Annotated in this window: 13 protein-coding genes and 3 pseudogenes; 9 read left to right on the top strand and 7 right to left on the bottom strand. The window is 60.3% G+C overall.

What is annotated here, in order from left to right; all coding sequences use genetic code 11:
• Positions 1-26: 26 nt before the first annotated feature.
• The 4 genes and pseudogenes from mscK to CAF63_RS29245 all read right to left on the bottom strand — a co-directional run.
• Positions 27-3,380 carry a mechanosensitive channel MscK gene (gene mscK, locus CAF63_RS13205; RefSeq protein ID WP_085685375.1) on the bottom strand — a complete coding sequence of 1,118 codons (3,354 nt, stop codon included), beginning with the start codon at positions 3,378-3,380 and terminating at the stop codon, positions 27-29.
• Positions 3,381-3,414: 34 nt separating this feature from the next.
• Positions 3,415-5,157, bottom strand: coding sequence for a potassium/proton antiporter (locus CAF63_RS13200; RefSeq protein ID WP_085685372.1), 1,743 nt, complete (start codon positions 5,155-5,157; stop codon positions 3,415-3,417).
• Between the two features lie 278 nt (positions 5,158-5,435).
• Positions 5,436-6,035: pseudogene (locus tag CAF63_RS29250) on the bottom strand (methyl-accepting chemotaxis protein); the annotation flags it as partial.
• Positions 6,036-6,338: 303 nt separating this feature from the next.
• A pseudogene (locus CAF63_RS29245) lies at positions 6,339-6,995 on the bottom strand (MCP four helix bundle domain-containing protein); the annotation flags it as partial.
• Between the two features lie 343 nt (positions 6,996-7,338).
• Between CAF63_RS29245 and CAF63_RS13185 the strand changes: the two are divergent.
• The 3 genes from CAF63_RS13185 (at position 7,339) to CAF63_RS13175 (ending at position 9,906) form a co-directional block, all read left to right on the top strand.
• The gene (locus CAF63_RS13185) at positions 7,339-7,569 is read left to right on the top strand and encodes a hypothetical protein (RefSeq protein WP_085685455.1); all 231 of its coding nucleotides are present in this window, start codon (positions 7,339-7,341) and stop codon (positions 7,567-7,569) included.
• Positions 7,566-7,868: a cell division protein ZapA gene (locus tag CAF63_RS13180; protein WP_007952314.1), complete on the top strand. Its 303-nt coding sequence runs from the start codon at positions 7,566-7,568 to the stop codon at positions 7,866-7,868. The genes CAF63_RS13185 and CAF63_RS13180 overlap by 4 nt, the downstream gene beginning before the upstream one ends.
• A gap of 100 nt (positions 7,869-7,968) precedes the next feature.
• Positions 7,969-9,906 (top strand): methyl-accepting chemotaxis protein, encoded by a 1,938-nt coding sequence (locus tag CAF63_RS13175; protein WP_085685363.1) that lies wholly within the window; start codon positions 7,969-7,971, stop codon positions 9,904-9,906.
• Positions 9,907-10,025: 119 nt separating this feature from the next.
• Here CAF63_RS13175 and CAF63_RS13170 read toward each other — a convergent pair whose 3' ends face one another.
• Both CAF63_RS13170 and putA read right to left on the bottom strand, forming a co-directional pair.
• On the bottom strand, positions 10,026-11,828 hold the full coding sequence (locus tag CAF63_RS13170; protein WP_085685360.1) for an acyl-CoA dehydrogenase: 1,803 nt from the start codon (positions 11,826-11,828) through the stop codon (positions 10,026-10,028).
• A gap of 258 nt (positions 11,829-12,086) precedes the next feature.
• Positions 12,087-16,040: a trifunctional transcriptional regulator/proline dehydrogenase/L-glutamate gamma-semialdehyde dehydrogenase gene (putA, locus tag CAF63_RS13165; RefSeq protein ID WP_085685356.1), complete on the bottom strand. Its 3,954-nt coding sequence runs from the start codon at positions 16,038-16,040 to the stop codon at positions 12,087-12,089.
• A 456-nt stretch (positions 16,041-16,496) separates the two neighbouring features.
• Here putA and putP point away from each other — a divergent pair, with 456 nt between their 5' ends.
• The 6 genes and pseudogenes from putP to CAF63_RS13135 all read left to right on the top strand — a co-directional run bounded on the left by putP (position 16,497) and on the right by CAF63_RS13135 (position 24,267).
• A complete protein-coding gene (putP, locus tag CAF63_RS13160) occupies positions 16,497-17,981 on the top strand; it encodes a sodium/proline symporter PutP (RefSeq protein WP_085685353.1) in 1,485 nt (494 codons plus the stop codon).
• A gap of 351 nt (positions 17,982-18,332) precedes the next feature.
• Positions 18,333-20,339 (top strand): annotated as a pseudogene (locus tag CAF63_RS13155) (type VI secretion system tip protein VgrG); the annotation flags it as partial.
• Positions 20,340-21,391: 1,052 nt separating this feature from the next.
• Complete coding sequence (locus tag CAF63_RS13150) at positions 21,392-21,781, top strand: hypothetical protein (protein WP_085685350.1); 390 nt, start codon at positions 21,392-21,394, stop codon at positions 21,779-21,781.
• Positions 21,782-21,808: 27 nt separating this feature from the next.
• On the top strand, positions 21,809-22,531 hold the full coding sequence (locus CAF63_RS13145) for a DUF4123 domain-containing protein (RefSeq protein WP_085685452.1): 723 nt from the start codon (positions 21,809-21,811) through the stop codon (positions 22,529-22,531).
• A 335-nt stretch (positions 22,532-22,866) separates the two neighbouring features.
• Positions 22,867-23,187, top strand: a complete 321-nt coding sequence (locus tag CAF63_RS13140; protein ID WP_085685348.1) for a hypothetical protein — start codon at positions 22,867-22,869, stop codon at positions 23,185-23,187.
• A gap of 240 nt (positions 23,188-23,427) precedes the next feature.
• On the top strand, positions 23,428-24,267 hold the full coding sequence (locus tag CAF63_RS13135) for a 23S rRNA (adenine(2030)-N(6))-methyltransferase RlmJ (protein ID WP_085685345.1): 840 nt from the start codon (positions 23,428-23,430) through the stop codon (positions 24,265-24,267).
• 146 nt (positions 24,268-24,413) lie between these two features.
• On the opposite strand, the gene msrA is transcribed toward CAF63_RS13135, so the two are convergent.
• Positions 24,414-25,079 (bottom strand): peptide-methionine (S)-S-oxide reductase MsrA, encoded by a 666-nt coding sequence (gene msrA, locus CAF63_RS13130; RefSeq protein ID WP_085685342.1) that lies wholly within the window; start codon positions 25,077-25,079, stop codon positions 24,414-24,416.
• Between the last annotated feature and the right edge of the window lie 64 nt (positions 25,080-25,143).

Below are 25,143 nucleotides of genomic sequence, written 5' to 3'. Positions count from 1 at the left end.
CGAGCATTCTGCTGGGATTAGTCCGGTTAGTCGAGTTTGGCGGGCGGCGGCTCTTGCAGTGGTTTTTGCTCGTCGCTGACCGGCACGATGGTTTTGGTTTCCGGCTCGATCGGCACCATCTTGTATTCCTGGCCATGCAGGTTCTTCAGGTAAACCTCCATCTGGCGGAACGAGATGTTGATGTGCTGCTTCTTGAACTCGCGGTTGATGAAGCGGTTGACCTCATCGAGTACCGGGTTGCGGTCGCCGAGATCACGCACATGCATGCGCAATTCGTGATCGAGGGTGCTTTCGCCGAAATTGAGGAAGTACACGTGCGGCTCGGGTTCCTTGAGCACGCGCGGGTTTTCCCGGGCGGCCTTGAGCAGCAGTTCCTTGACCAGATCCAGATCGGAACCGTAGTCCACGCCGAGTTTCAGGGTCACCCGGGTGATGGTGTCGGTCAGCGACCAGTTGATCAGTTGCCCGGTGATGAACGTTTTGTTCGGGACAATGATGTCCTTGCGGTCGAAGTCGGTGATGGTCGTGGCGCGGATGCGGATCTTGCTCACCGTACCGGAGAGGTTGCCGATGGTGATGGTGTCACCGATCCGCACCGGGCGTTCGAACAGGATCATGATGCCGGAGATGAAGTTCGCGAAGATCTCCTGCATGCCGAAACCTAGGCCTACCGACAGCGCCGCCACCAGCCATTGCAACTTGTCCCAGCTGACGCCGAGGGTCGACAGGGTCGAGACGAAACCGACCCCGGCGATCACGTACGACAGCAGCGTCGTGGTCGCGTAGGCACTGCCCTGGGCCAGATTGAGTTTCGATAGCACGAACACTTCAAGCAGACCCGGCAAGTTGCGGGCGAGCGCAAAGGTGATGCCGATGATGATCAGCGCGCCGAGCATGTCGCCGATGCTGATCGGCACCATGCTCATGTTGGCGCCGGTGCCGCTGGTGTATTCGTAGAGGGTGATGTTGTCGAGGTACGAGAACACGGTGATCAGGTCGGCCCAGACCCAGTACAGCGCGGCGATGAAACCGCCGAGCAGTGCGAGGCGGATCAGGCGCAGGGACTGTTCGTTGACCTTTTCGATGTCCAGGGTCGGCTCTTCGATGACCGCTTCGCCGTCGCCGGCTTCTTTCGCGGCCTGACGTTTGGCCAGGGCGCGCTGGTAGGCCAGACGGCGTGCCGCGACCGCCAGACCTCGGACGAAAGTCGCTTCGATCACCAGCCAGAACATCAGCAGGTACAGGGTGTTGATCAAGCGGTCACTGAGCTTGAGCGCGGTGTAGTAGTAGCCGAAGCACACGGCGACGAACAGCGCGATGGGCAGCAGGGTGAACATCACACCCACGGCCTTGCGGAACAGCGAGGCGTTTTCGTGGGTCGGGCTGCTGATCAGCAGGCGGCTGAGCAGCCACGCCATCAGTGCGTAGCAGGTCAAAACCACCGGCATGCCGATCACGTCGTCGGCCAGCGCCGCCGGTTGTAGTTCGGCAACCGCCACCACCGCCACCAGCGCCATGACCACCAGTCCTAGGCGACGCACCCAGCCCTGCAGGAATTCGACCTGTGGCTTTTCCCAGCGGAAGTGCAGTTCGGCCACGCCGCCTGGAGCAAGGATGCGGTAGGCGGTGTAGAACACCAGCCACGCCTGGGCCATTTGCAACAGCGCCGCGCCCATGTTGGCGTTCTGCCCGCGGGCGTCGATCTGCAACGCCAGCCCGCACAGCGCAAGGCCCAGCGCCACCGGCATTGCCAGCAGAATATTGATCAGGATCGCCTGCGGCGTGTGCCATTGGCTGTCACGCTTGAAGTGGCCGATGTCCTGGTGAACCTTGTTCAGGCGTGAGTACAGCTGTTTGCGGCGCCACAGCAGCGCGCCGATCAGCAGCGCCAGCGGCAGGAACAACAGCGGTCGTTGCGTCAAGCCGTCGGTCAGTTCGCTCAAGCTTGAGGCCAGCGGCAGGGTGTCGATCTGACGCTTGAGGCGCTCTGGTACGCCGCGCATCCATTCGGTGTCTAGCGGCTTGTTGCTGGGAATCCAGAACATCTGTTCATCAAGCGTTGCGCGCAGGCTTTGCGCGGTGCTTAACAGTTGTTTCTGGTTCAGTTGCAGGGTGATCGACTCGTTGAGCATCGCGCTCAGCTCGCGGTTCAGGCGCTCCAGCAAATCGGCGCGGGTGTTGGCCAGTTCCAGCAGGTTCTTGCGAAGCTGCGGCGTGACCTGTTCCGGTGGCTGGGTCGACAGCAGGTTGTCGACGTAGGTTGTCGGGTTGCTCAGCAGTTCACGCTGCTGGCTGACTTCGAACTGGTACAGGCGAATGTCGGCGATCTGATCCGCCAGGTCACGGTCGACCTTGAGTCGCGGTAAGGCCTGTTTCTGCTTATAGAGAATTTTCGACAGCAGCAGGCTGCCCTTGAGCACGTTGATCTGCTCGTCGAGGGCCGAATCGCTCTGGGTCAGACTGTCCAGTTGCTGTTTGGTCTGCAGGTTCTGCTGGGTGAGTTCGTTGAGGCGGTCAGTGCTTTTGAGCAGGTAATCGGAGAGTTTGAGGTTGGCCGCGCTTTCGGTGGCGAGCAGAGTGCTGCCGCCAGACTTCTGCGCTTCGATCGATTGCTGGGTCACGGTTTCCTGAGACAGCGCCAGACGTTTCTGGTTGATCAGGGTTTGCAGTTCCTGAATTTCGCGGTCCAGACGGTCGGACTTCTCCGAAAGCAGGTCATGCTGGCTGTTGCCCAGATCCTGCAACTGGTTGTTGCCGGCCAGTTCCTGACGACGCAGCGGGATCAGCGCGTTCAGGGCGGCCAGCTCGGCGTTGAGCTGGTCGCGTTGCTCCGCGCTCACGGTCTTGCCGGCGTCTTTGCCGGTCTTGAGGATGTTGTTGATCTGCTGGATGCGTGTCTGGCTGCTGGCGATTTCTGCCTGGGCGCGCTCGGGACGGGTCTGGGCGGTGATGATCAGGCTGTTGGCTTCGGCCAGGGCTTTTTGCAGGTCGCTTTGCTGGGTCGAGCGCTCGGTGAGCATCTGCTCCAGCTGCTGGATGTTTTCCTTGGGGAAGCGTTGCGCCACCGGCACCACGGCGCTGGCCTTGAGGCGGGTCAGTTCGCGCGCGTTCTCGATGGTCTGCTTCGGTGCAGTGGCCAGTTGCTGCTTGAGGTCGATCAGCTTCTGTTCATAGTCACGCCGATTGTTGAGCTGGTTCAGCGTGTTTTGCAGGACCGTTTGCAGGGTCTTTTTATCGGCGTCGGGCAGTTTGCTGTCGGCGATCTTGTCCAGGCTGGCCTGCACGGCTTCGCTGGACGGCGGTTCGGCGGCTTGCAGCGGGCCGACGGAAAGACTCAGGCCCAGCAGGGCCGCGACGAAAAAGGAGCGCAGGGTAGGCATAGAGACCGGTCAAGCAAGTGATGGTGGACGCAGTTTAGAGGAAGAGTCCGGGGCCCGGGCGACTTCCTTCGGGGAATCTGACGCCCACTTTGCCGATCTTGTTCCCGTCCATGACCGCAACTGTCCAGTGGGTGTTGTTCCATTCCACCTGGTCGCCAACGATCGGTGCACCGCCGACTTTCTGGGCAATGAAGTGGCCCAGGGTCATGTCCGGATCGATGCCTTCTGCCGGAAGGCCATACAGGGCGGCAACCGCTTTGAGCTGGGCGTCTCCTTCGAGTACGAAGTCGCCGAAGAAGCGCAGATCGAGGCCGCGTTGCGGCGCCTGGCTGAACAGTTTTCCGAGGGCCGGAAGGTTGTGTTCATGGCCGATAACACACAGCAAATCATCGACTTCCAGCACCGTACTACCCGACGGATGGAGCAGTTGCTGACCGCGAAACAGGGCAGCGATACGTGTGCCTTCGGGCATTTTCAGCTCGCGAAGGGGCGAACCAATACACCATTTTTCCGCGCCGAGTTTGTAAACGAACAGTTCCCACTCGCTGGTGACGTGTACTTCCAGGGCGGCGCGGGAGATCGGCGCCGGCTCCGGCGGCACCGTCACCTTCAGCAGCTTGGCCACCCACGGCAGGCTCGTGCCCTGCACCAGCAGCGACACCAGCACGATGAAGAAGGCGAGGTTGAAGTACAGCTGTGCATTCGGCAGCCCGGCCATCAGCGGGAACACCGCCAGAATGATCGGTACTGCGCCACGCAGGCCGACCCAGGAAATGAACGCCTTTTCGCGGCCATGAAAGGCCTTGAACGGCAGCAGCCCGACCAGCACCGACAGCGGCCGTGCGAACAGAATCATCCACAGCGCCAGACCCAGCGCCGGCACGGCGATCGGCAGCAAGTCATGCGGGGTGACCAGCAGGCCCAGCACCAGGAACATGCCGATCTGCGCCAGCCACGCCATGCCATCGAGCATGTGCAGGATGCCGTGGCGGCTGCGCACTGGACGATTGCCGATCACCAGACCGCACAGGTACACGGCGAGGAAGCCGCTGCCGTGCAGGGCGTTGGTCAGGGCGAACACCACCAGGCCGCCGGCGATCACCAGAATCGGATAGAGACCGGTGGCGAGGTTGATCCGGTTGACCAGTTGCAGCATCAGCCAGCCACCGCCGAGGCCGATCACGCCACCGATGCCGAACTCGCGGATCAGATGGGTCAGCAGGCTCCAGTGCAGGCCGGTCTGGCCGCTGGCGAGCATGTCGATCAGGGTCACGGTGAGGAACACTGCCATCGGGTCGTTGCTGCCGGACTCGATTTCCAGGCTGGCGGTCACCCGCTCGTTCAGGCCCTTGCCGCCGAGCAGCGAGAACACCGCAGCGGCGTCTGTGGAACCGACGATGGCGCCGATCAGCAGGCCTTGGATCAGATTGAGATCAAACAGCCAGGCGGCGGCCATGCCGGTGAGGCCGGTGGTAATAAGGACGCCGACCGTCGCCAGCGACAAGGCCGGCCACAGGGCCACGCGGAAACTCGACACCCGGGTGCGCAAGCCGCCGTCGAGCAGGATCACTGCCAGTGCGAGGTTGCCGACCAGATAGGCCGTCGGGTAGTTATCGAAAATGATGCCGCCGCCATCCACCCCGGCAGTCATGCCAACTGCAAGGATGATCACCAGAATCGGGATGCCGAGACGGGAAGAAAGGGAGCTGACAAGAATGCTTGCGCCTACCAGCAACGCGCCGATCAAGAACAGGCTGTTGATGGTCGTCGCATTCAAAGGCAGTACTCCAGAAGCGGAAAGACGGGCGCAAACTGACCATGCAGTCTGCGTGCCAGCGATTCTAACCTGTTGAAATGTGATGCTGTCAAAAAGGTTTTGTACCAGAGGAGGCGATCGTTCCCACGTCGAGGCGTCGAACCGTCCGCGTGGGAATGCCTCAATGGACGCTCTGCGTCCGCTTTTGGGACGCGGAGCGTCCCGGGCTTCATTCCCACGCAGAGCGTGGGAACGATCAACCTCTCGACGTGGGAATGATCAAAAGGGGGGCTTCTGTCTCAGAGGCTAAACCGCCCAACCATATTGTTCAGATCCAGCGCCAGGCGCGACAGCTCGTTGCTCGCCGCACTGGTCTGATTCGCGCCGGTCGCCGACTGCACCGACAGATCGCGGATGTTCACCAGGTTGCGATCCACTTCACGTGCAACCTGTGCCTGTTCTTCAGCGGCGCTGGCGATCACCAGATTGCGCTCGTTGATTTCGACGATGGCGTTGTTGATGGTATCCAGCGACAGACCGGCGCCACGGGCAATGTTCAGGGTCGACTCGGCGCGTTCGGTGCTGTTGCGCATCGAGTCCACGGCGTGTTCGGTGCCGCTCTGGATGCTGCCGATCATGCGCTCGATTTCGCTGGTCGACTGCTGGGTGCGGTGCGCCAAGGCACGAACCTCATCGGCCACCACGGCAAAACCACGACCGGCCTCACCGGCACGGGCCGCTTCAATCGCAGCGTTCAGTGCCAGCAGGTTGGTCTGGTCGGCCAGACCACGAATCACGTCCAGCACCTTGCCGATGTCGCGGGATTCGTTGGCCAGATCGCCGATCAGGGTCGCAGTGCTCTGCACGTCGGCGCTCATGCGTTCGATGGCGCTGACGGTTTCCTGCACCAGATCGCGACCGTCGCCAGCGGAGTTGGTGGCGTTCTTCGAGGCTTCGGACGTGCTGACCGCGTTGCGCGCGACTTCTTCCACGGCGCTGGTCATCTCGTTGACCGCCGTGGCGGCCTGCTCGATTTCGTTGTTCTGCTGGGTCAAGCCGCGAGCGCTTTCGTCGGTGACGCTGTTCAGCTCTTCGGCGGCAGAGGCCAGTTGGGTGGCCGAGCCGGAAATCCGCTGCAGGGTGTCGCGCAGTTTCGATTGCATCTTGGCCATGGCCGCCAGCAAGCGCCCGGCTTCGTCGGTGCCATCCACGTGGATCGGCTGGGTCAGGTTGCCTTCGGCGATGGTTTCCGCCGCATCCAGTGCCTTGGCGATTGGCTTGGTGATGCTGACGGTCAGCAACCAGGCGAACAGGAAGGTCAGGCCGGTGGCGATGATCAGCAGCGTCACCACCAGGGTGAACGACATCGAATACTGGTTGGCGGCGCCTTGATCGGTCTCGGCGATCTGTTGGGTGTTGATCTCCAGCAGGCGCGCGAGGGCGGTATTCACCGCTTCGGAGTTGGCGAGCAAATCGGTGTTGAGCATCTGCCGCAACTCTTCGACCTGGTTATTGCGCGACAGGGTTTTCATCCTGTCTTCGAGTTGCCGGTACTGAGCCAGCAACTGCACATATTGTTCGTACGCGGCGCGCTCCTGAGGGCCATCGATGAGCGGTTCATAGACCCGTTGTGCATCGGCGATCTGCTTGTTGCGCATGTCGAACAGTTCGAGGGTCTTTTGCTGGACGTCCGGCTCGCGGTTGAGCAGCAAACGATACGACAGCACGCGCAGACGCAGCGTCAGTTGGGTGAACTCATCCAGCGACTTGATCGATGGCACGCTGGCACTGGCGATATCCTCACCTGCTGCGCGGATTTTGCTCATCTGGTTCAGGGCGAACACGCCGAGGATCAGCATCAGGCCACCGATAAGGGCGAAGCCGGTGAATGCCCGAGGGGCGATATTCATATTGCGAAGGGACATGGAGGATACCGAGGAAGGGCCGCATCCATGCGGGCTGAGACTGCTGTTGGGTGACTTATCGGTCAGGCGAATGAACTCTTTAGTCCATGTGCGTATTTGTCGCATCTGCACGCAAGCGACGAAGTGCAGGAACCAGATCGGCAGATCACAGTCTCTAAGACTCGCAAGAACGGTCGGGCCGCCAGGAAAATCAAGGCCTTGCGCCGGTTTAATCCTGGCATCCACGATGACTTTTCTTTATCGTACGCGCCCTTTGAAAAACGCTTGGAAGATCAAAATGTTGGAAGCATCCCTCAGCCAATTGGAACAGCTCGTCAGCGACCTGGTGCAACAGAACCAGACCCTGTCGGAAACCAACCAGACCCTGTCCACGGAACTGGCCCGGGCCAAGGATGAAAACGAAAGCCTGCAACTGAGCCTGATGGAACAGGAAGAAAAGCACGGCGCCACCGCCGCGCGCATCCAGGCCCTGGTTGATCGCGTCAACGCCGGTCCTGTCAGCGCATGAACCACGGCACAGCAGGGGTAAAAGTCATCTCCATCATGGGGGAGGACTATTCGATCAAGGCACCGGCCGGGGAAGAACAGACCCTGCTGGACGCTGCATTGATGCTCAAGGCCGCATTGGCCGACACCAAGCGTAAATACCCGACCCTGATCGGCGACCGCCTGCTGGTGCTGGCGGCGATGAATCTGTGCTCACAGCAGATTGAAATGAAGAAGCAGCATCAGGAAGAACTCGAGCGTTACCAAGAGCAAGTCAGCGCCACGGTCGAGACCATCGCCAAGACCATCAATCAGGGTTGATGGGGTTGCGCACAACCAAAGAATAAGATTGTCGATTGCGCTGTATACAATCGGCACGGCTGTTGCAGTGTTTCAGCCTCTTATTCTTTGGGGGTGCTCCATGCAGTTCTGGCGTCGCAGTATTCAATGGCAGCTGATCCTCGGCATGGGCACCGCTCTGCTGGTCAGCATCTTGATCGTGGTTGGCATTTATACCTTGGTGGTCAACCGCCTCGCCCAGAGCTATCTGGTCGAACAGGCGTTGCCGTCGAGCATCGAAGCGACGCGCAACGACATCGAACGTATCCTCGTTCAACCCCTCACCGCCGCCAAAGACATCGCCAGCAACACCATGGTCCGCGACTGGCTGGCCAATGGTGAAGACTCCGGCAAAACGGCCGGCTTCGCGCAGTATCTGGAAGGTATCCGCGCGGAACACAAGGCTTTCACAGCGCTGATCATCGGCACCGAATCCAATCACTACATCACCGAAAAAGGTCTGGATCGCACCCTCAGTCGCGACAAACCGGCCGATGCGTGGTTCTACTCGTTTCTCGACAGCAATCAGCAGCGAACCCTGAACATCGACAACGACGGGGCCACCGGAGAGCTGGCGCTGTTTATCGATTTGAAAGTGCAGCAGGCCGGCAAAGTGGTCGGCGTTGCGGGCCTTGGGCTGAGCATGAAAGAGCTGTCCGAGCTGATCCACAACTTCAGTTTCGGCGAACGCGGCAAGGTCTATCTCGTGCGTTCCGACGGCTTGATTCAGGTTCATCCCGAGGCACAGTTCAGCGGCAAACGCACCCTCACGGAGCAGATCGGCGCCAATGCGGCGCAAGCGGTCATGGGCCACAAAGTAGCGACCAACAGCAGCTTCCAGCGCGATGGCGAAGACTTCCTCGCCTTCAGTCTGCCTTTGCGCGACCTCGGCTGGACCCTGGTGGCCGAAGTGCCACAGTCGCAGATCTACGCCGAAGCGCGCCGGGCGATGTGGATGAGCAGCGGTATCGGTCTGGCCGTGGCGGTTGTTTGTCTGGCGCTGGTGATCTGGCTGGCCCAGGGATTGGTGCGACCGATTCGTCAGGTAACAGCGGCACTGGTAGCAATCGGTAGCGGTGGTGGAGATTTGACTCACCGGTTAGATTCCAGCCGCGCCGATGAACTGGGCGACCTCGCTCGGGGCTTTAACCGTTTCCTCGACAGCCAGCGCGGGATGATCGGCGAAGTGCTGACCACCAGCGAACGTCTGCGCGTTGCCGTCGGCCAGGTGGCCAGGGTTGTGGATAACACCGCCGAACGCTCAGGTCGCCAGCAGGAAATGACCGATATGGTCGCCACCGCCGTCCACGAAATGGGCCTGACCGTGCAGGAGATCGCCCAGAACGCCGGTAACGCGGCGCTCGCCTCGCAAACCGCCCGTGATGAAGCGATGCAGGCGCGGGAAGTGGTTGGCGGGTCGATTCGCCATATAGAAAGCATGTCCGATGAAATCGGCGTTGCTGCCGGCGCGGTGGGTGAGCTGGCGCACCAGGTGGCGTCGATTGATCAGGTGCTGGCGGTGATTCGCGGGGTGTCCGAGCAGACCAATCTGCTGGCGCTGAACGCGGCGATCGAGGCGGCGCGGGCCGGCGATATGGGGCGTGGTTTTGCGGTGGTGGCTGATGAAGTGCGGACGCTGGCGCGCCGCACTCAGGCGTCTACCGACGAGATTCAGCAGATGATCGGCAGCCTCAAACAGGGGGCGGAGAATGCTGTGTCATCCATGCGTACCGGGCAGGCTGCGACGGGGACTGGGGTTGAATCGAGCCAGCGTACCGGGGCTTCTTTGACTGCGATTACCGGGCAGGTCGAGCGCATCAGTGACATGAACCATCAGGTGGCGACGGCGACTGAGGAGCAGTCGGCGGTGACCGAGGAGATCAACCGTAACGTGCAGGGGATTTCCGATCTGGCCCGGGCCACAGCGGGGGAGGTTCGGGCTTGTCGTGAGGATTGTCAGATGCTGCAGCGGCTCGCGGATGATCTGGCGCGGCAGATGGGTGGGTTCAAACTGAGCTGACTGATCGTTCCCTGTCGAGGCGCTGATCGTTCCCACGCTCCGCGTCCCCTCAAGATCGTGACGCAGAGCGTCACAGTAGGCATTCCCACGCAGAGCGTGGGAACGATCATGGTTAGGGGTTAGAACCACGCATCCTGCATTGCCAGACACGTATCATCCCGCGCCTCCAGCAACGCCAGCTCATGCTGGCACCCCGGCACTTCCCACGTCAGGAAATACCGCGCCGCCTGCAACTTGCCCTTATAGAAGTCGGCGTCCGCCGCATTCCCCTTGGCCAGCCCTTCCTCGGCGCGAATCGCCTGCTCCAGCCAGCGCCAGCCAATCACCGCATGCCCGAACACCTTCAGGTACAACGCCGAGTTCGCCAGGCTGCTGTTGACCTTGCCCTGAGCCAGGTCGGTCAGCAAACCGATCGTCACGCTTTGCAGACGCGCCACCAGTTTCTCCAGCGGCTCACGCAGTGCGGTCAACGATTCGAACGCCACCGCGCGCTCGGCGGTGTCGGCGATCAGGCGGATCAGTTGCTTGAGCCCTGCACCACCGTTCTGCGCCAGTTTGCGCCCGAGCAAGTCCAGCGACTGAATGCCGTGGGTGCCTTCGTGGATCGGATTCAGGCGGTTGTCGCGGTAGTACTGCTCCACCGGGTATTCGCGGGTGTAGCCGTGGCCGCCGAGAATCTGGATCGCCAGTTCGTTGGCTTTCAGGCAGAACTCCGACGGCCAGGATTTGACGATCGGTGTCAGTAAATCCAATAGCTCGTGAGCCTGTTTGCGCTCGGCTTCGGTTTCCAGCGTGGTGGTGTCATCGAACAGTCGCGCCGCATACAGGCCGAGATCGAACGCACCTTCGACGTAGGATTTCTGCGTCAGCAGCATGCGTCTGACATCGGCGTGCTGGATGATCGCCACCGGCGCCGTCGTCGGGTCCTTGCTGTCCGGCACCCGACCCTGCGGCCGTTCGCGGGCGTATTCCAGCGAGTACAGATAACCGGCATAGCCGAGCATCACCGCGCCCATGCCGACGCCGATTCGCGCCTCGTTCATCATCTGGAACATGTAGCTCAAACCGTGATGCGGCTTGCCCACCAGATAGCCGACGCATTCGCCGTTATCGCCGAAGTTCAGCGCAGTCGAGGTCGTTCCGCGCCAACCCATCTTGTGAAACAGCCCGGCCAGCAGCACGTCGTTACGCTTGCCGAGGCTGCCGTCATCGTTGACCAGGAATTTGGGCACGATAAACAGCGAAATCCCCTTCACCCCGGCCGGCGCATCCGGCAGCTTGGCCAGCACCATGTGCACGATATTTTCCGAGAGTGGGTGATCGCCGCCGGAAATGAAGATCTTGTTGCCCTTGAGTCGATAAGTGCCGTCGGACGCCGGCTCGGCACGGGTACGAATATCCGACAGCGACGAACCGGCATGGGGCTCGGTCAGGGCCATGGTGCCGAAGAAGCGGCCATCGATCATCGGTTGCAGGAAGCGCTGCTTCTGCTCTTCGGTGCCGAAACTTTCGATCAGGTTGGCGGCGCCCATAGTCAGGAACGGATACGAGGTCGACGCCGCGTTGGCCGACTGAAAGTGGGCGAAGCAGGCCTGGGACAACAATGTAGGCAGTTGCATGCCGCCGGCGTCGAAACTGCGCGCAGCGTTGAGGAATCCGGCTTCGAGGAAGGCATCCACCGCCGGTTTGACCTCAGGAATCAGAATCGCCTGACCGTTCTCGTAGCGCGGCTCGTTCTCATCGCCCTTGCGGTTGTGCGGTGCGAAGTACTTCTCGGCGATGTTGCGCGCCGTGCCGATGGCGGCATCGAAGGTTTCGCGGTTGTGCTCGGCAAACCGCTCGCGCCGGGTCAGGCCCTCGGCATCGAGGACTTCGTACAGCTCGAAAGCCAGATTGCGGGAACTGAGCAGCGTCTCGGACATGGCGGCCTACCTTTTTTTGGAATGGGCCGAGTCTAGGCGTGCGAATAAAGGCTGAACAGGAAGATTGATAATGGTGATATTGGAGCCGAGCAGCGGCTTAACAAACACCACAAAGCAAATGTGGGAGCGAGCTTGCTCGCGATGAGGTCTGCACATTCAACATTTGCGTTGACTGGCAGACCGCCTTCGCGAGCAAGCTCGCTCCCACAGGGTTTATTACTGGGCCGGACACCTGAGTAGGCGTCCGGCTGATCGGGGTTAGCCGATAGTCATCAGGCTGGCGTTACCGCCCGCTGCCGCAGTGTTGACGCTCAACGCACGCTCAATCACCAGACGCTCCAGCGCAATGTTGGTCTCGCCCTGGGACAGGCCCTGAACCCCAACGATGGCGCCGGCACGTTTGGCGATCTGCTGGCAGACCGCACGCAACTGGTCGGAATGGCCGTGATGCAGAACTGCATCGAACACAACGTCATCCTTGTTCCAGTCGGAAACCAGTTTGATCCGCGCCTGAATTTCCTTCGGCAGGCGTGCGAACAATGCCTTGCTGGTGTCGGATTCCGGCCAGACCGCCGAACCACCCACCGCCAGTACCGCCGCGAGTTGGGTCAGCAGATCACCTTCGATGTCCGCCAGGCACAGCACGTGCTCGCGCGGCAGGATCGCGTAGCTGTTCTTTTCGCCGGTCGGGCCGGCCAGCACGCGGGTGATACCGCTTTGCGACTGCGCTGCGTACTGCACGCACAGGGTGCTCAGGTCGGCGAATTTGTTGCTGTCGGCCCAGGCTTTCAGGGCGGTCAGCGGTTTGCTCATGGCGTCGCGCAGACGAACGTCCGGTGCTACGGCAGCATCACCGCGAGCGAAGGATTGTTCGATCGCGTCGGTAGGACGCGTCGACAGCAGACGGTACAGATACAGCGGACCACCGGCCTTCGGACCGGTACCCGACAGGCCTTCGCCACCGAACGGCTGGACGCCGACCACGGCCCCCACAATGTTGCGGTTGACGTAGACGTTACCGGCGTTGACGTTGTCGATCACCTTGGCGATGGTCTCGTCGATGCGGGTGTGCACGCCGAGGGTCAGGCCGTAACCGGAGGCGTTGATCTGGGCGATCAACTGATCGATCTCTTTACGCTTGTAGCGCACCACGTGCAGCACCGGGCCGAAGATCTCGCGTTGCAGCTCGTCGAAGCTTTCCAGTTCGATCAGGGTCGGCATGACGAAGGTGCCGCGTTTGACTTCCTCGGCATCGGCGATGGCCACCTGGTACACGTTGCGACCTTTGTCGCGCATGCTCTGGATGTGCTTCTCGATGCCAGCCTTGGCTTCGGCGTCGATCACCGGGCCGATGTCCACGGACAGACGCTCCGGGTTGCCGAGACGGCTTTCAGCCATCGCACCTTTGAGCATTTCGATGACGCGATCAGCGGAATCTTCCTGCAAGCACAGGACACGCAGGGCCGAGCAACGCTGACCGGCGCTGTCGAAGGCCGACGACACCACGTCGATCACCACCTGTTCGGTCAGTGCCGAAGAGTCGACGATCATCGCGTTCTGGCCACCGGTTTCGGCGATCAGCGGGATCGGACGGCCCTGGTTGTCGAGGCGGCCGGCAATGTTGCGTTGCAGCAGGCGCGCAACTTCGGTGGAACCGGTGAACATCACGCCCTTGACGCGCTCGTCACCCACCAGGCCGGCGCCGACGGTTTCACCGCGACCCGGCAGCAGTTGCAGCACGCCTTCCGGAATTCCGGCTTCGAGCAGCAGGCGCACGGCTTGTGCGGCGACCAGTGGAGTCTGTTCGGCCGGTTTGGCCAGAACCGGGTTACCGGCGGCCAGTGCGGCAGCAACCTGGCCACTGAAGATCGCCAGCGGGAAGTTCCACGGGCTGATGCAGACCACCGGGCCCAGTGGGCGGTGGGCATCGTTGCTGAAATCGTTGCGTGCCTGTACCGCGTAATAACGCAGGAAATCGACCGCTTCGCGGACTTCGGCGATGGCGTTGGCGAAGGTCTTGCCGGCTTCGCGGGCCAGCAGGCCCATCAGCGGCTGGATCTCGCCTTCCATCAGGTCAGCGGCACGTTCCAGAATCGCGGCGCGTTCGGCTGGCGGGGTGGCCTGCCAGATCGGTGCGGCGTTCAGGGCGCATTGAATGGCGTTGTCGACGTCTTCGACGGTGGCTTCCTGTACGTGGCCGACCACGTCACGCAGATCGGACGGGTTCAGGACGGGAACCGGCGCTTCGTTGCTGGAGGCGCAACCGAGCATCGGCGCGGCTTTCCAGTCGTTGTGCGCGGTCGCCAGCAGGGCGCAGGACAGCGATGCCAGACGATGTTCGTTGGCCATGTCGATGCCGCTGGAATTGGCGCGCTCGGAACCATACAGGTCACGCGGCAGCGGAATGCGCGGATGCGGCAGGCCGAAACCACCTTCCACGGTTGCCATCTGCTCGATCTGCGCAACCGGATCGGCCACCAGTTCCTGGATCGAAATCGACTGGTCGGCGATGCGGTTGACGAACGAAGTGTTGGCACCGTTTTCCAGCAGACGACGTACGAGGTACGCCAGCAGGGTTTCGTGGGTGCCGACCGGAGCGTACACACGGCACGGACGGTTCAGCTTGCCTTCGGAAACCTTGCCTACAACCTGCTCGTACAACGGTTCGCCCATGCCGTGCAGGCACTGGAATTCGTACTGGCCCGGGTAATAGTTCTGACCGGCAATGTGATAAATCGCCGACAGGGTGTGGGCGTTGTGCGTAGCGAACTGCGGGTAGATGACTTCCGGCACCGACAGCAATTTGCGCGCGCAGGCGATGTAGGAAACGTCGGTGTACACCTTGCGGGTGTAGACCGGATAGCCTTCCAGGCCTTCGACCTGGGCGCGCTTGATTTCGCTGTCCCAGTACGCGCCTTTCACCAGGCGGATCATCAGGCGATGACGGCTGCGGCGAGCCAAGTCGATCACGTAGTCGATCACGTACGGGCAGCGCTTCTGGTAAGCCTGGATCACGAAACCGATGCCGTTCCAGCCGGTCAGTTGCGGCTCGAAGCACAGACGCTCGAGCAGATCCAGCGACAGCTCCAGGCGGTCTGCTTCTTCGGCGTCGATGTTCAGGCCGATGTCGTATTGCTTGGCCAACAGCGTCAGCGACAGCAGGCGCGGGTACAGCTCGTCCATCACGCGCTCGTACTGGGCGCGGCTGTAACGCGGGTGCAGGGCCGACAGTTTGATCGAGATGCCCGGACCTTCATAAATCCCACGGCCGTGGGACGCTTTGCCGATCGAGTGAATGGCTTGTTCGTACGAGGCCAGGTACTTCTGGGCGTCGTGTTCGGTCAGCGCCGCTTCACCCAGCATGTCGTAGGAATAACGGAAACCCTTGGCTTCGAACTTGCTCGCGTTGGCCAGGGCCTCGGCGATGGTTTCGCCGGTGACGAACTGCTCGCCCATCAGACGCATGGCCATGTCGACGCCCTTGCGGATCATCGGCTCGCCGCTCTTGCCGATGATGCGGCTCAGGGACGAAGTCAGGCCGGCTTCGTTGTGAGTCGAGACCAGTTTGCCGGTCAGCAGCAGGCCCCAGGTCGCAGCGTTGACGAACAGCGACGGGCTGTTGCCCAGGTGCGGCTGCCAGTTGCCGGTGCTGATCTTGTCGCGGATCAGCGCATCGCGAGTGCCTTTGTCCGGGATGCGCAGCAGCGCTTCGGCCAGGCACATCAGCGCCACGCCTTCCTGGGACGACAGGGAAAATTCCTGCAGCAGGCCCTGAACAATGCCTGCACGACCACCGGCACTCTTCTGGTTACGCAGTTTTTCCGCAATGGTTGCAGCGAGTTTGTTGGTGGCTTCGGCCATCGGCGCTGGCAGGCGAGCCTGCTCGATCAGCATCGGCACCACTTCCGGCTCGGGGCGACGGTAAGCGGCGGTGATCGAGGCGCGCAGCACTGATTGCGGCAGGATGCTTTCGGCGAATTCGAGGAAGCATTGGTGAGCGTGATCGGTGTGGACTTCGCCCGCGTCGTCGGCGTCCTTGGCGGTCAAACCGTTCAGCTCGGTCAGGGTTGCACCACCCTCGAGTTTTTCCAGGTAATTGAAAATTGCCTGCTTGATCAGCCAGTGCGGTGTGCGATCAATCGAGGTTGCGGCAGCCTTCAGGCGCTCGCGGGTCGGGTCGTCAAGTTTGACCCCAAGGGTGGTGGTAGCCATATTTTTATCCTCATAGGTGCCGCAGTTGCGCGACAACAGCTGGCGGCAAGATTAGCCGCGAGCCGAAAGAGGTGCAACCGGGTGCAACCCTTTTTTGTCGGAATATTCTGCAACTCGTCAGGAAATAATTTCTGGTACGAAAGTGCTGCTCCTGCTTGGTGCTTTTGCTTCTAGAAAAGCGCTGTGACTGCGTTAAAAGGGAGCAAAAAGCGACTTTCGCAGGATAAATCCGACTGGGTGCAACTTATTCTCCAGAAACTGGTTGCACCTGTTTTGCTTTGTTGCATAGGATTCGCGCCCAAGGTGCAACCGGGGAAACCCTACGCACCGGCCAATGGCTTTCCTGGGGAAACATTGGTCATAAATGCGTGGCCGTGCGAATCGTCTGTCAGACGTCAGTCTGCAAACGGTGCAACCGCCGCCGCTACATAAAAACAAAGCCAGGGCACGTACGTAATGAGCGCAAGCAATCCAACCCTGATCACGTTCGTGATCTACATCGCAGCAATGGTGCTGATCGGCTTCATGGCCTATCGCTCCACCAACAACCTTTCCGATTACATTCTGGGCGGCCGCAGCCTGGGCAGCGTGGTGACGGCATTGTCCGCCGGCGCTTCCGACATGAGCGGCTGGTTGCTGATGGGCCTGCCGGGCGCCATCTACATGTCCGGCCTGTCCGAAAGCTGGATCGCCATCGGCCTGATCGTCGGTGCCTACCTGAACTGGCTGTTCGTCGCCGGTCGTCTGCGTGTTCAAACCGAACACAACGGCGATGCGCTGACCCTGCCGGACTATTTCTCCAGCCGTTTCGAAGACAAGAGCGGTCTGCTGCGGATCATTTCCGCAGTCGTGATTCTGGTGTTCTTCACCATCTACTGCGCTTCCGGCATCGTGGCCGGCGCCCGCCTGTTCGAAAGCACCTTCGGCATGTCCTACGAGACGGCGCTGTGGGCCGGTGCTGCGGCGACAATTGCCTACACCTTCGTCGGCGGTTTCCTCGCGGTCAGCTGGACCGACACCGTGCAAGCCACCCTGATGATCTTCGCGCTGCTGCTGACCCCGATCATCGTGCTGCTGGCTACCGGTGGCGTGGATACCACGTTCCTGGCCATCGAAGCGCAGGACCCGAGCAACTTCGACATGCTCAAGGGCACCACTTTCATCGGCATCATCTCGCTGATGGGTTGGGGTCTGGGCTACTTCGGCCAGCCGCACATCCTGGCGCGCTTCATGGCCGCTGACTCGGTGAAATCCATCGCCAACGCCCGTCGCATCTCCATGACCTGGATGATCCTGTGCCTGGGCGGCACCGTGGCCGTGGGCTTCTTCGGTATCGCTTACTTCTCGGCGCACCCGGAAGTGGCGGGTCCAGTGACCGAAAACCACGAGCGCGTATTCATCGAACTGGCGAAAATCCTGTTCAACCCGTGGATTGCGGGCGTGCTGTTGTCGGCGATTCTCGCGGCAGTGATGAGCACCCTGAGCTGCCAGTTGCTGGTGTGCTCCAGCGCCTTGACCGAAGACTTCTACAAAGCTTTCCTGCGCAAGAGCGCTTCCCAGGTTGAACTGGTGTGGGTCGGTCGTGCGATGGTGCTGCTGGTCGCCCTGGTCGCCATCGCTCTGGCCGCCAATCCGGAAAACCGTGTGCTGGGTCTGGTGTCCTACGCCTGGGCCGGTTTCGGTGCAGCCTTCGGCCCGGTGGTGCTGATCTCGGTGATCTGGAAAAAGATGACCCGAAACGGCGCACTGGCCGGCATCCTGGTCGGCGCGATCACCGTAATCGTGTGGAAGCATTTCGAACTGTTGGGTCTGTACGAAATCATCCCGGGCTTCATCTTCGCCAGCCTGGCGATCTACTTCGTCAGCCTGATGGGTCAGCCGAGCGCCGGCATGGTTCAGCGCTTTGAAGCGGCAGAGAAAGATTTCCATCTGAACAAGTGATGGAAATGAGCTGAGGCTCACAAGAAAACGGCCCGTTTCCTACAAGAAGCGGGCCGTTTTTTATTGCTGCAAGTTCTTTGAAAGTGTCCAAAAGCCCTGTGGGAGCGAGCTTGCTCGCGAAAGCGTCCTGTCAGTTCACATTTGTTTTTCTGACACACTGCATTCGCGAGCAAGCTCGCTCCCACAGGATTTGGTGATGTTTCTGAGAGATAAGTCTGTAGTCGAATGCGCTTATTTTTGAAGGGAAGATCGAAGTTTCAAGTAGGGAAAATCTGATTTTTCAGTCACCCGACCTGCACCCCTTGCCCCTCATGCAGAATCGCCCGCCCTCAATCTGCAGAGAGACATCGGATGTTCGCGCCTGCCAATCAACCGCGTTTCACGTTGACCGTCGAAGGCGCCCAGTTTGACCTCAAAGTCCTTGAGTTCACGGGCAAGGAAGCCATCAGCCAACCCTTCCGCTTCGACCTGGAGCTGGTCAGTGAACGGCCGGATCTGGATCTGGAAAGCCTGCTGCACTGTCAGGCGTTTCTGAGTTTTGATGAAGACGGTTCCGGTGTCCACGGTCAGATCTATCGGGTCGGGCAGGGCGATTCCGGCAAGCGTCTGACCCGCTATCACGTCAGTCTTGTTCCGCGTCTGGCCTATCTGGATCACCGGATCAATCAGCGAATCTTCCAGCACCAAAGTGTGCCGCAGATCGTTACGCAGATCCTCAAGGATCACGCGATCCTGCGCGATGCCTTCGAATTTCGCCTGGGCAGCGATTACCCGCCGCGTGAGTACTGCGTGCAGTACGCCGAGAGTGATCTGGCGTTCATTCAGCGCTTATGTGCCGAGGTCGGTATTCATTTCCACTTTCAGCACAGCCCGGACGGGCATCTGTTGGTGTTCGGCGACGATCAAACGGTGTTCCCGCGTCTGGCCGAGCCGACGCTTTATTTGCCGGGCAGCGGCATGGCTGCGGCGGCACCGGCGATCAAGCGCTTCACCGTCCGTGTGGAAACCCGCACCAGCGTGGTCACCCGCCGTGATTACGACTTCACCAAACCGCGCCTGCCGTTGCAGAGTCGGGTGGAAAGCGAACAGCGCCCGGTGCTGGAGGATTACCACTTTCCCGGCCAGTTCACCGAGCGCGAAACCGGCAAGCAACTGGCCCGGCGCACCCTTGAGCGACATGTCGCCGATTACCGTCAGGCCGAGGGGCGCAGCGATCAATCTGCCTTGGTCAGCGGACATTTCCTGCAACTGAGCGAGCATCCGCGCCAGGATTTGAATGACCTCTGGCTGCTGACCGCTATCGAGCACCATGGCCGACAGCCGCAAGTGCTGGAGGAATCGGTCACCAGCGATGGCGATGAATTCCAGGGTTACCGTAATACCTTTCTCGCCACGCCGTGGGACGTGTTCTTCCGCCCGCCGATGGGCCCGGAAAAACCTCGGATGCTCGGTTATCAACCCGCCGTGGTCACCGGCCCGAAAGACAGTGAAATCCATTGCGACGAGTACGGCCGGGTCAAGGTGCAACTGGCCTGGGATCGCGACGGCGAACTCAACGAGCATTCCAGCTGCTGGCTGCGGGTCGCCAGTGGCTGGGCCCACGACCGTTATGGCAGCGTGCTGATTCCACGGGTCGGCATGGAAGTGCTTGTGGGGTTCATCGATTCCGATGCCGACAAACCGCTGGTCATGGGTTGCCTGCCGAACGCCGCCACGCCGGTCCCGCTCGATCTGCCGGCCGACAAGACCCGCAGCATTTTCCGCAGCCAGAGCAGTCCCGGCGGCGGGGGCTACAACGAATTGCGCATCGAGGATCGCAAAGGCGCCGAGGAAATCTACCTGCGCGCCCAGCGAAACTGGACCCAGCATGTGCTGAACGATCAGCAGGTGCAGGTGGATAACCAGCGCAGTGTCGTCGTCACCGGTCTCGCCAAACATGAACATAAAGCCGATGAGCAGCGCATCACCCACGGTCAGCGTCAGACCGAAGTGAAGCAGGACGACCATCTGACGGTGACCGGCGACCGGCACATCCGCGTGAGCAATCAGGCGATCAACGCGAGTGCTCAATTTCACGTCAGCGCCGGCCAGCAGGTGGTAATCGACGGTGGGGCGAGCGCGACGATTCAGGCGGGCGGGCAGTGGATCAACATCGGCCCCGGCGGGATCTTCAGCAGCGTGCCAATTGTGGTGGGTGGCGCGCCGATGGCGGCGATGAGCGCGGCGCCGACAGTGCCGGGTTTGCCGGAAAAACTGGTGGCGGCACCGGCAGCGATTCTGACTGCCGCGCAAATCATGAGCCTTAAAGGAGACGCACCGTTCTGCGAAGAATGCGAGCGCTGTAAGGAGGGTGTGTGCCCAACTCCGACTCTGCCCTCGAACAGCTTGACTCACTCCCCAAAGCCTTCGGCCCGGCCAACGCCTTCCAGCGTTGAGCCGGGCTTTCATATTGTTGAACAGGGAATGTCTCGGGCAGCGCTTGAATCAACGTTGTTCCCGCAGCCGGATTCTGCCGTGCTGGATAAATTCCGCAGTCTTAATCCACAACTCACTCAATACGCAAAACCCGGTCAACTTATTGTCCTGAGTGATCCACGTAATACGCAGTGCACGCGCGAAGAAGCCTTATTGATGGAGGCGGCGCAGAAGGTTGATGCGGCACTGGCGCCAATGAGTGATGCGGAGGCTGAGTTTATGGCGCGGCATCACGGTGAGATTCAGTCGTTTTTATCTCAGGGTTCGACGGCCGTGGGGATCGGCTCGGCGATGTTCAGTAATCATCTGGACAATCTTGGCAAGACGCTGAAAGAGCTGGAGATACTGCATAAGCAAACCTTCGAAAAACACGGAAAGCTTCAGGGCGCTGATTTCTTTTCCAGGCGCAAACAGTTGATGGCGCAACTCGATGGCAGTCTTAGCCCGCTAGTGCGTAAAGCGGCTGGTTTACCCGATCATCCAAACTTAAAAAAAACGTTGGGTATTTCCAGCCGGAGTCTCGTTCACCATTGGAGCAAGGCTGGTATTGCGGGTGAGATTCCTGGATACGCAACGCATATTCAAGGCGTAAGTAAGGCCAGCAAGGTGATCAAGTTAGGTGGTTGGGTTGGGGTTGGTCTGGGGGCGACGGCTTCGGGGTTAAAGGTCAGGGAGACTTGCCGGTTAGGTACGGAGGAAGCTTGCAGGAAAGTGAAGTTCATCGAGACGGCGAAATTTGCCGGTGCATTTGGGGGAAGTCTCGGTGGTGGTATCGCGGGCTCTCTTGTATGCGTTGGCATTGGCTTGGGTACGGCAGGAACAGGTGGGGTGCTTTGCTCATTGGTTCTGGTCGGGGCTGGAACTTTTGGAGGGGGAGTGGGCGGCGAGATTTTGGGTGAAAAGGTTGGTGAGGTCATTTATGAAGGAGTCGGCACATGACGAGGGCTGATGAAATCTGGTTCGTTTTGACTTTTGGCGGAATGTTCTTTGGGTCTGCTTTCATATCTGTTGTCGGTCAGATCTATCTCGTTCTATTCAGAATGGAGGCGATTTTTCGTTTTCTCAGTAATTCGCAAGGCGTGTTAGTTCGTAAGCCTTTGAGTGGTGGGGTTACAGGTGCTTATTTCATGTTGGCGTGCATCGGCTCGTACCTGCTCATGCCATCTCGGGCAATCAAGGGGGGGGCGTTGGATGAGAGTGACTTTCTGAGTTTTCCGAAGGGTTTGTTGCGTTTGATTCGCTATGTGTATTTATCAGCAATTGGAAGCTTCGTAGTGATGGTTGTTTTTTTATTGGTTGCGAACTTTATGGGGTGGCTTGAATGAAATTGAATGGCAGGCAGTTATAGGTTTATGAGAGACGATTCCGTTAGAAATTGGCTTCAAGCCCACCCCGTTGACAGTGCTGAACAACTCTTCGCCATCTTCTGCAATGCGAGCAGTGCCGAGCCGTTCAAAGTTTGGCAACGCTCGAAGTTTGCGTCGGCACCCAGCCCTGTTTGGGCGGAAACGAACTATGCCGAGTGGGATGCGGTGATGCCCTACGTGGGAATCGTCGACGCGGGCAGTGGGTTTCTGGATTGGGTGGCGACCACGGAGTATCGCGACTGGGGCTGGCTGGCGGTCTCTTCGGCGGGGCTTGAGGGGGTGGTCGAGCACTTTCGCAGTTTGACCCAGGTGCTGATGTCGGACGGGAAAGCGGTGTTCTTCCGGTTTTGGGATGGGCGGTTTTTGTTGCCGATCCTTGAGTCGTCCGAGGTGGATGCCGGGCAATTGCTGCCGGTTCTCACGCGAGGCTTGATCAACGGTCAGGCCGTCGAGATCGGGGGCAGGGCGCGGGTCTCGGGTCGGGAGTTTCCCTGGTGGTCGGTGCCGGAAAAGCTGCTGGCGCAATTCGGTAGTGATGCCCGAATCAACAATGCCTTGCAGTGGTTGAGCGAGGAGCAGCCGGCGTTGTTCGAAGCTTTCCCCGCCGATGTCTTGCGCTGCAAGGTTGTCAGATTTTTTGCGGTTACGGCGTCGGACGAATCGTCGGCTTCGGCATTGCTGGACTACTTGCGGGACGAGTCAGAGTGAAATTTCCGGGCAAAGGCTTCGGACGTTTCCTGCGAGTTGCGGCGGTTTGCGTGAACTGGTTGGCGCGGTGGTGCGGGGATAGTCTTTTGGCTGTCACTGCGAGAGTGGTGACAGGGTGTAGGAACCCTTGGAAAACTCACCGTGCATTCGCTCTGCTCTTTGATTGCGGCACTTGAACGTGCCCATGACATTGTTCGCGGCGGCTGTGCGCGGGAACGCTTCGGCGTAGCTGAGTTTGGTGGGTTCCTCAGTTTCCTACTCTCGCGTACAGCTGCCACCCAAACCTGTAGGAAGGTCGTTGGCAGCCTCACTTTACCTGCCGAGGTGCAAACAATATGTCGACGTTAAAACCCGATCCACCCTACGAACCCTTCACGCCTCACCCCAACAACCGCCTCATGGCGCTGACCAGCAACTGCAACGACATGCCCACCCTGTTCATCGACACCCACGCCCCGCTCGACATTCTGATGGACGCCGCCAACTACCGCATCCGCGCCGTGATCCAGGTCCTGGAAAACATGTGCATGCGCGGCTCGGTCGAGTGCGACTCGGTCATACTCAGCGACTTCGCCCAGCTCTGCGTGATTCCGTTGCGTGATGGCTGTGATGTGCTGGATGTGATTGGCAAACGCCTACACGCCATACCGTCCTGACTCGATCGTTCCCACGTCGAGGCGTCGAACCGTCTGCGTGGGAATGCCTCCAGGGACGCTCCGCGTTCCAGGCGTCCACCGCCATTGTGGCTGATACCCCATGCGACGCGGAGCGTCACGGGCTGCATTCCCACGCAGAGCGTGGGAACGATCATTAGTGCAGCGGGACGCCACTCAGCTGCGAGCCCCTGACTTGCCGCCCGGTAAAAGGTAAACTTCACGGCCCTCGCAGGAGCAGCCATGAATTATCGTCACGCCTTCCATGCCGGCAATCACGCCGATGTGTTCAAACACCTGACCTTGACCCGCCTCATCGCCCTGATGTCGCGCAAGGAGCAGCCGTTTGCCTATCTCGACAGCCACGCCGGCATCGGTCTGTATGACCTGCAGGGCGATCAGGCCAACCGTACCGGCGAGTATCTGGAAGGCATCGCGCGCTTGTGGGATCAGCCGGATCTGCCGGCGCTGACTGCCGACTACATGAACGTGCTGCACGAGATGAACCCGGATGGCCAGTTGCGCTATTACCCGGGGTCGCCGGAGTTGGCGCGGCGTCTGACCCGTTCCCAGGATCGGGTGTTGCTCAACGAGAAGCACCCGGAAGACGGCGTGCTGCTCAAAGACAATATGAAGGGAGACCGTCGTGTGGCGGTGCATCTGGGCGAGGGCTGGCATGTGGCGCGGGCGTTGCTGCCGGTGGCCGAGAAACGTGCGGTAATGCTGATCGACCCGCCGTTCGAGAAGCTCGACGAGATGCAGCGTTGCGCCGCATCGTTGAAAGAGGCAATCGGTCGGATGCGCCAGACGGTGGCGGCGATCTGGTATCCGGTGAAGGATCAGCGGGCACTGCGGCGCTTCTATCAGGATCTGGCCGGCACCGGTGCGCCGAAGTTGCTGCGGGTCGAACTGCTGGTGCATCCGCTGGACACGCCGAACAGCCTGAACGGCTCTGGCCTGGCGATTGCCAATCCGCCGTGGGGGCTGGAGGAAGAATTGCGTGAGCTGCTGCCGTGGCTGTCCAAGAAACTTGGGCAGACCCAGGGTGGGTGGCAGATGGATTGGTTGATCGCCGAGAGCTGATCGCTGACCGATTGTTCCCACGCTCTGCGTGGGAATGCAGCCCGGGACGCTCCGCGTCCCAACAGCGGACGCAGAGCGTCCATTGAGGCATTCCCACGCGGAGCGTGGGAACGATCAGGCGTAGCGCGGGAGCGATCAGGGCGGGCTCAGTTACCCGCCAGACTCGGTGGCATGCAAACACCCGTGCCGCCAATCCCGCAGTAGCCTTCCGGATTTTTCGCCAGATACTGCTGGTGATAGGCCTCGGCGAAGTAAACGGTCGGGGCCTGTTCAATCTCGGTGCTGATTTCACCCAGACCCGCCTTCGACAGCTCAGCCTGATAAACAGCCTTGCTCTTCAGCGCTGCATCCAGTTGCTCCGGCGTGGTGGCATAGATCACCGAGCGGTACTGAGTGCCAATGTCATTGCCCTGGCGCATGCCCTGCGTCGGGTTGTGCAATTCCCAGAACATCGCCAGCAGCTCTTCGTAGCTGACCTTGGCCTTGTCATACACCACCAGAACGACTTCAGCGTGACCGGTCAGGCCCGAGCAGACTTCTTCGTAGGTCGGGTTCGGCGTGTAGCCGCCGGCGTAGCCGACCACGGTGCTGACCACACCTTCGCGCTGCCAGAAGCGACGCTCGGCACCCCAGAAGCAACCCAGACCGAAAATCGCGAAGTCGACGTCTTCGAAAAACGGGCCGAGCAGCGGCGTATCTTCGAACACAAAGTGTTTTTCAGGCAGGGCCATCGGGGTTTCGCGGCCAGGCAGAGCTTGTTCTTTAGTCGGTAGCACGTTTTTGTTCACCAGAATTTCCGAGCGCAGAACCATGATCGTTCCTCTCAGTCAGGATGGGATGTAAAAAGTCTGACCGCCAGTGTGCCCAATGATGCCT

The sequence above is a fragment of the Pseudomonas sp. B20(2017) genome, from assembly GCF_002113125.1.
GTDB lineage: Bacteria > Pseudomonadota > Gammaproteobacteria > Pseudomonadales > Pseudomonadaceae > Aquipseudomonas.
The sequence above is the reverse complement of the archived record's forward strand: the minus strand, read 5'-3'. Positions and strand labels throughout refer to the sequence as shown.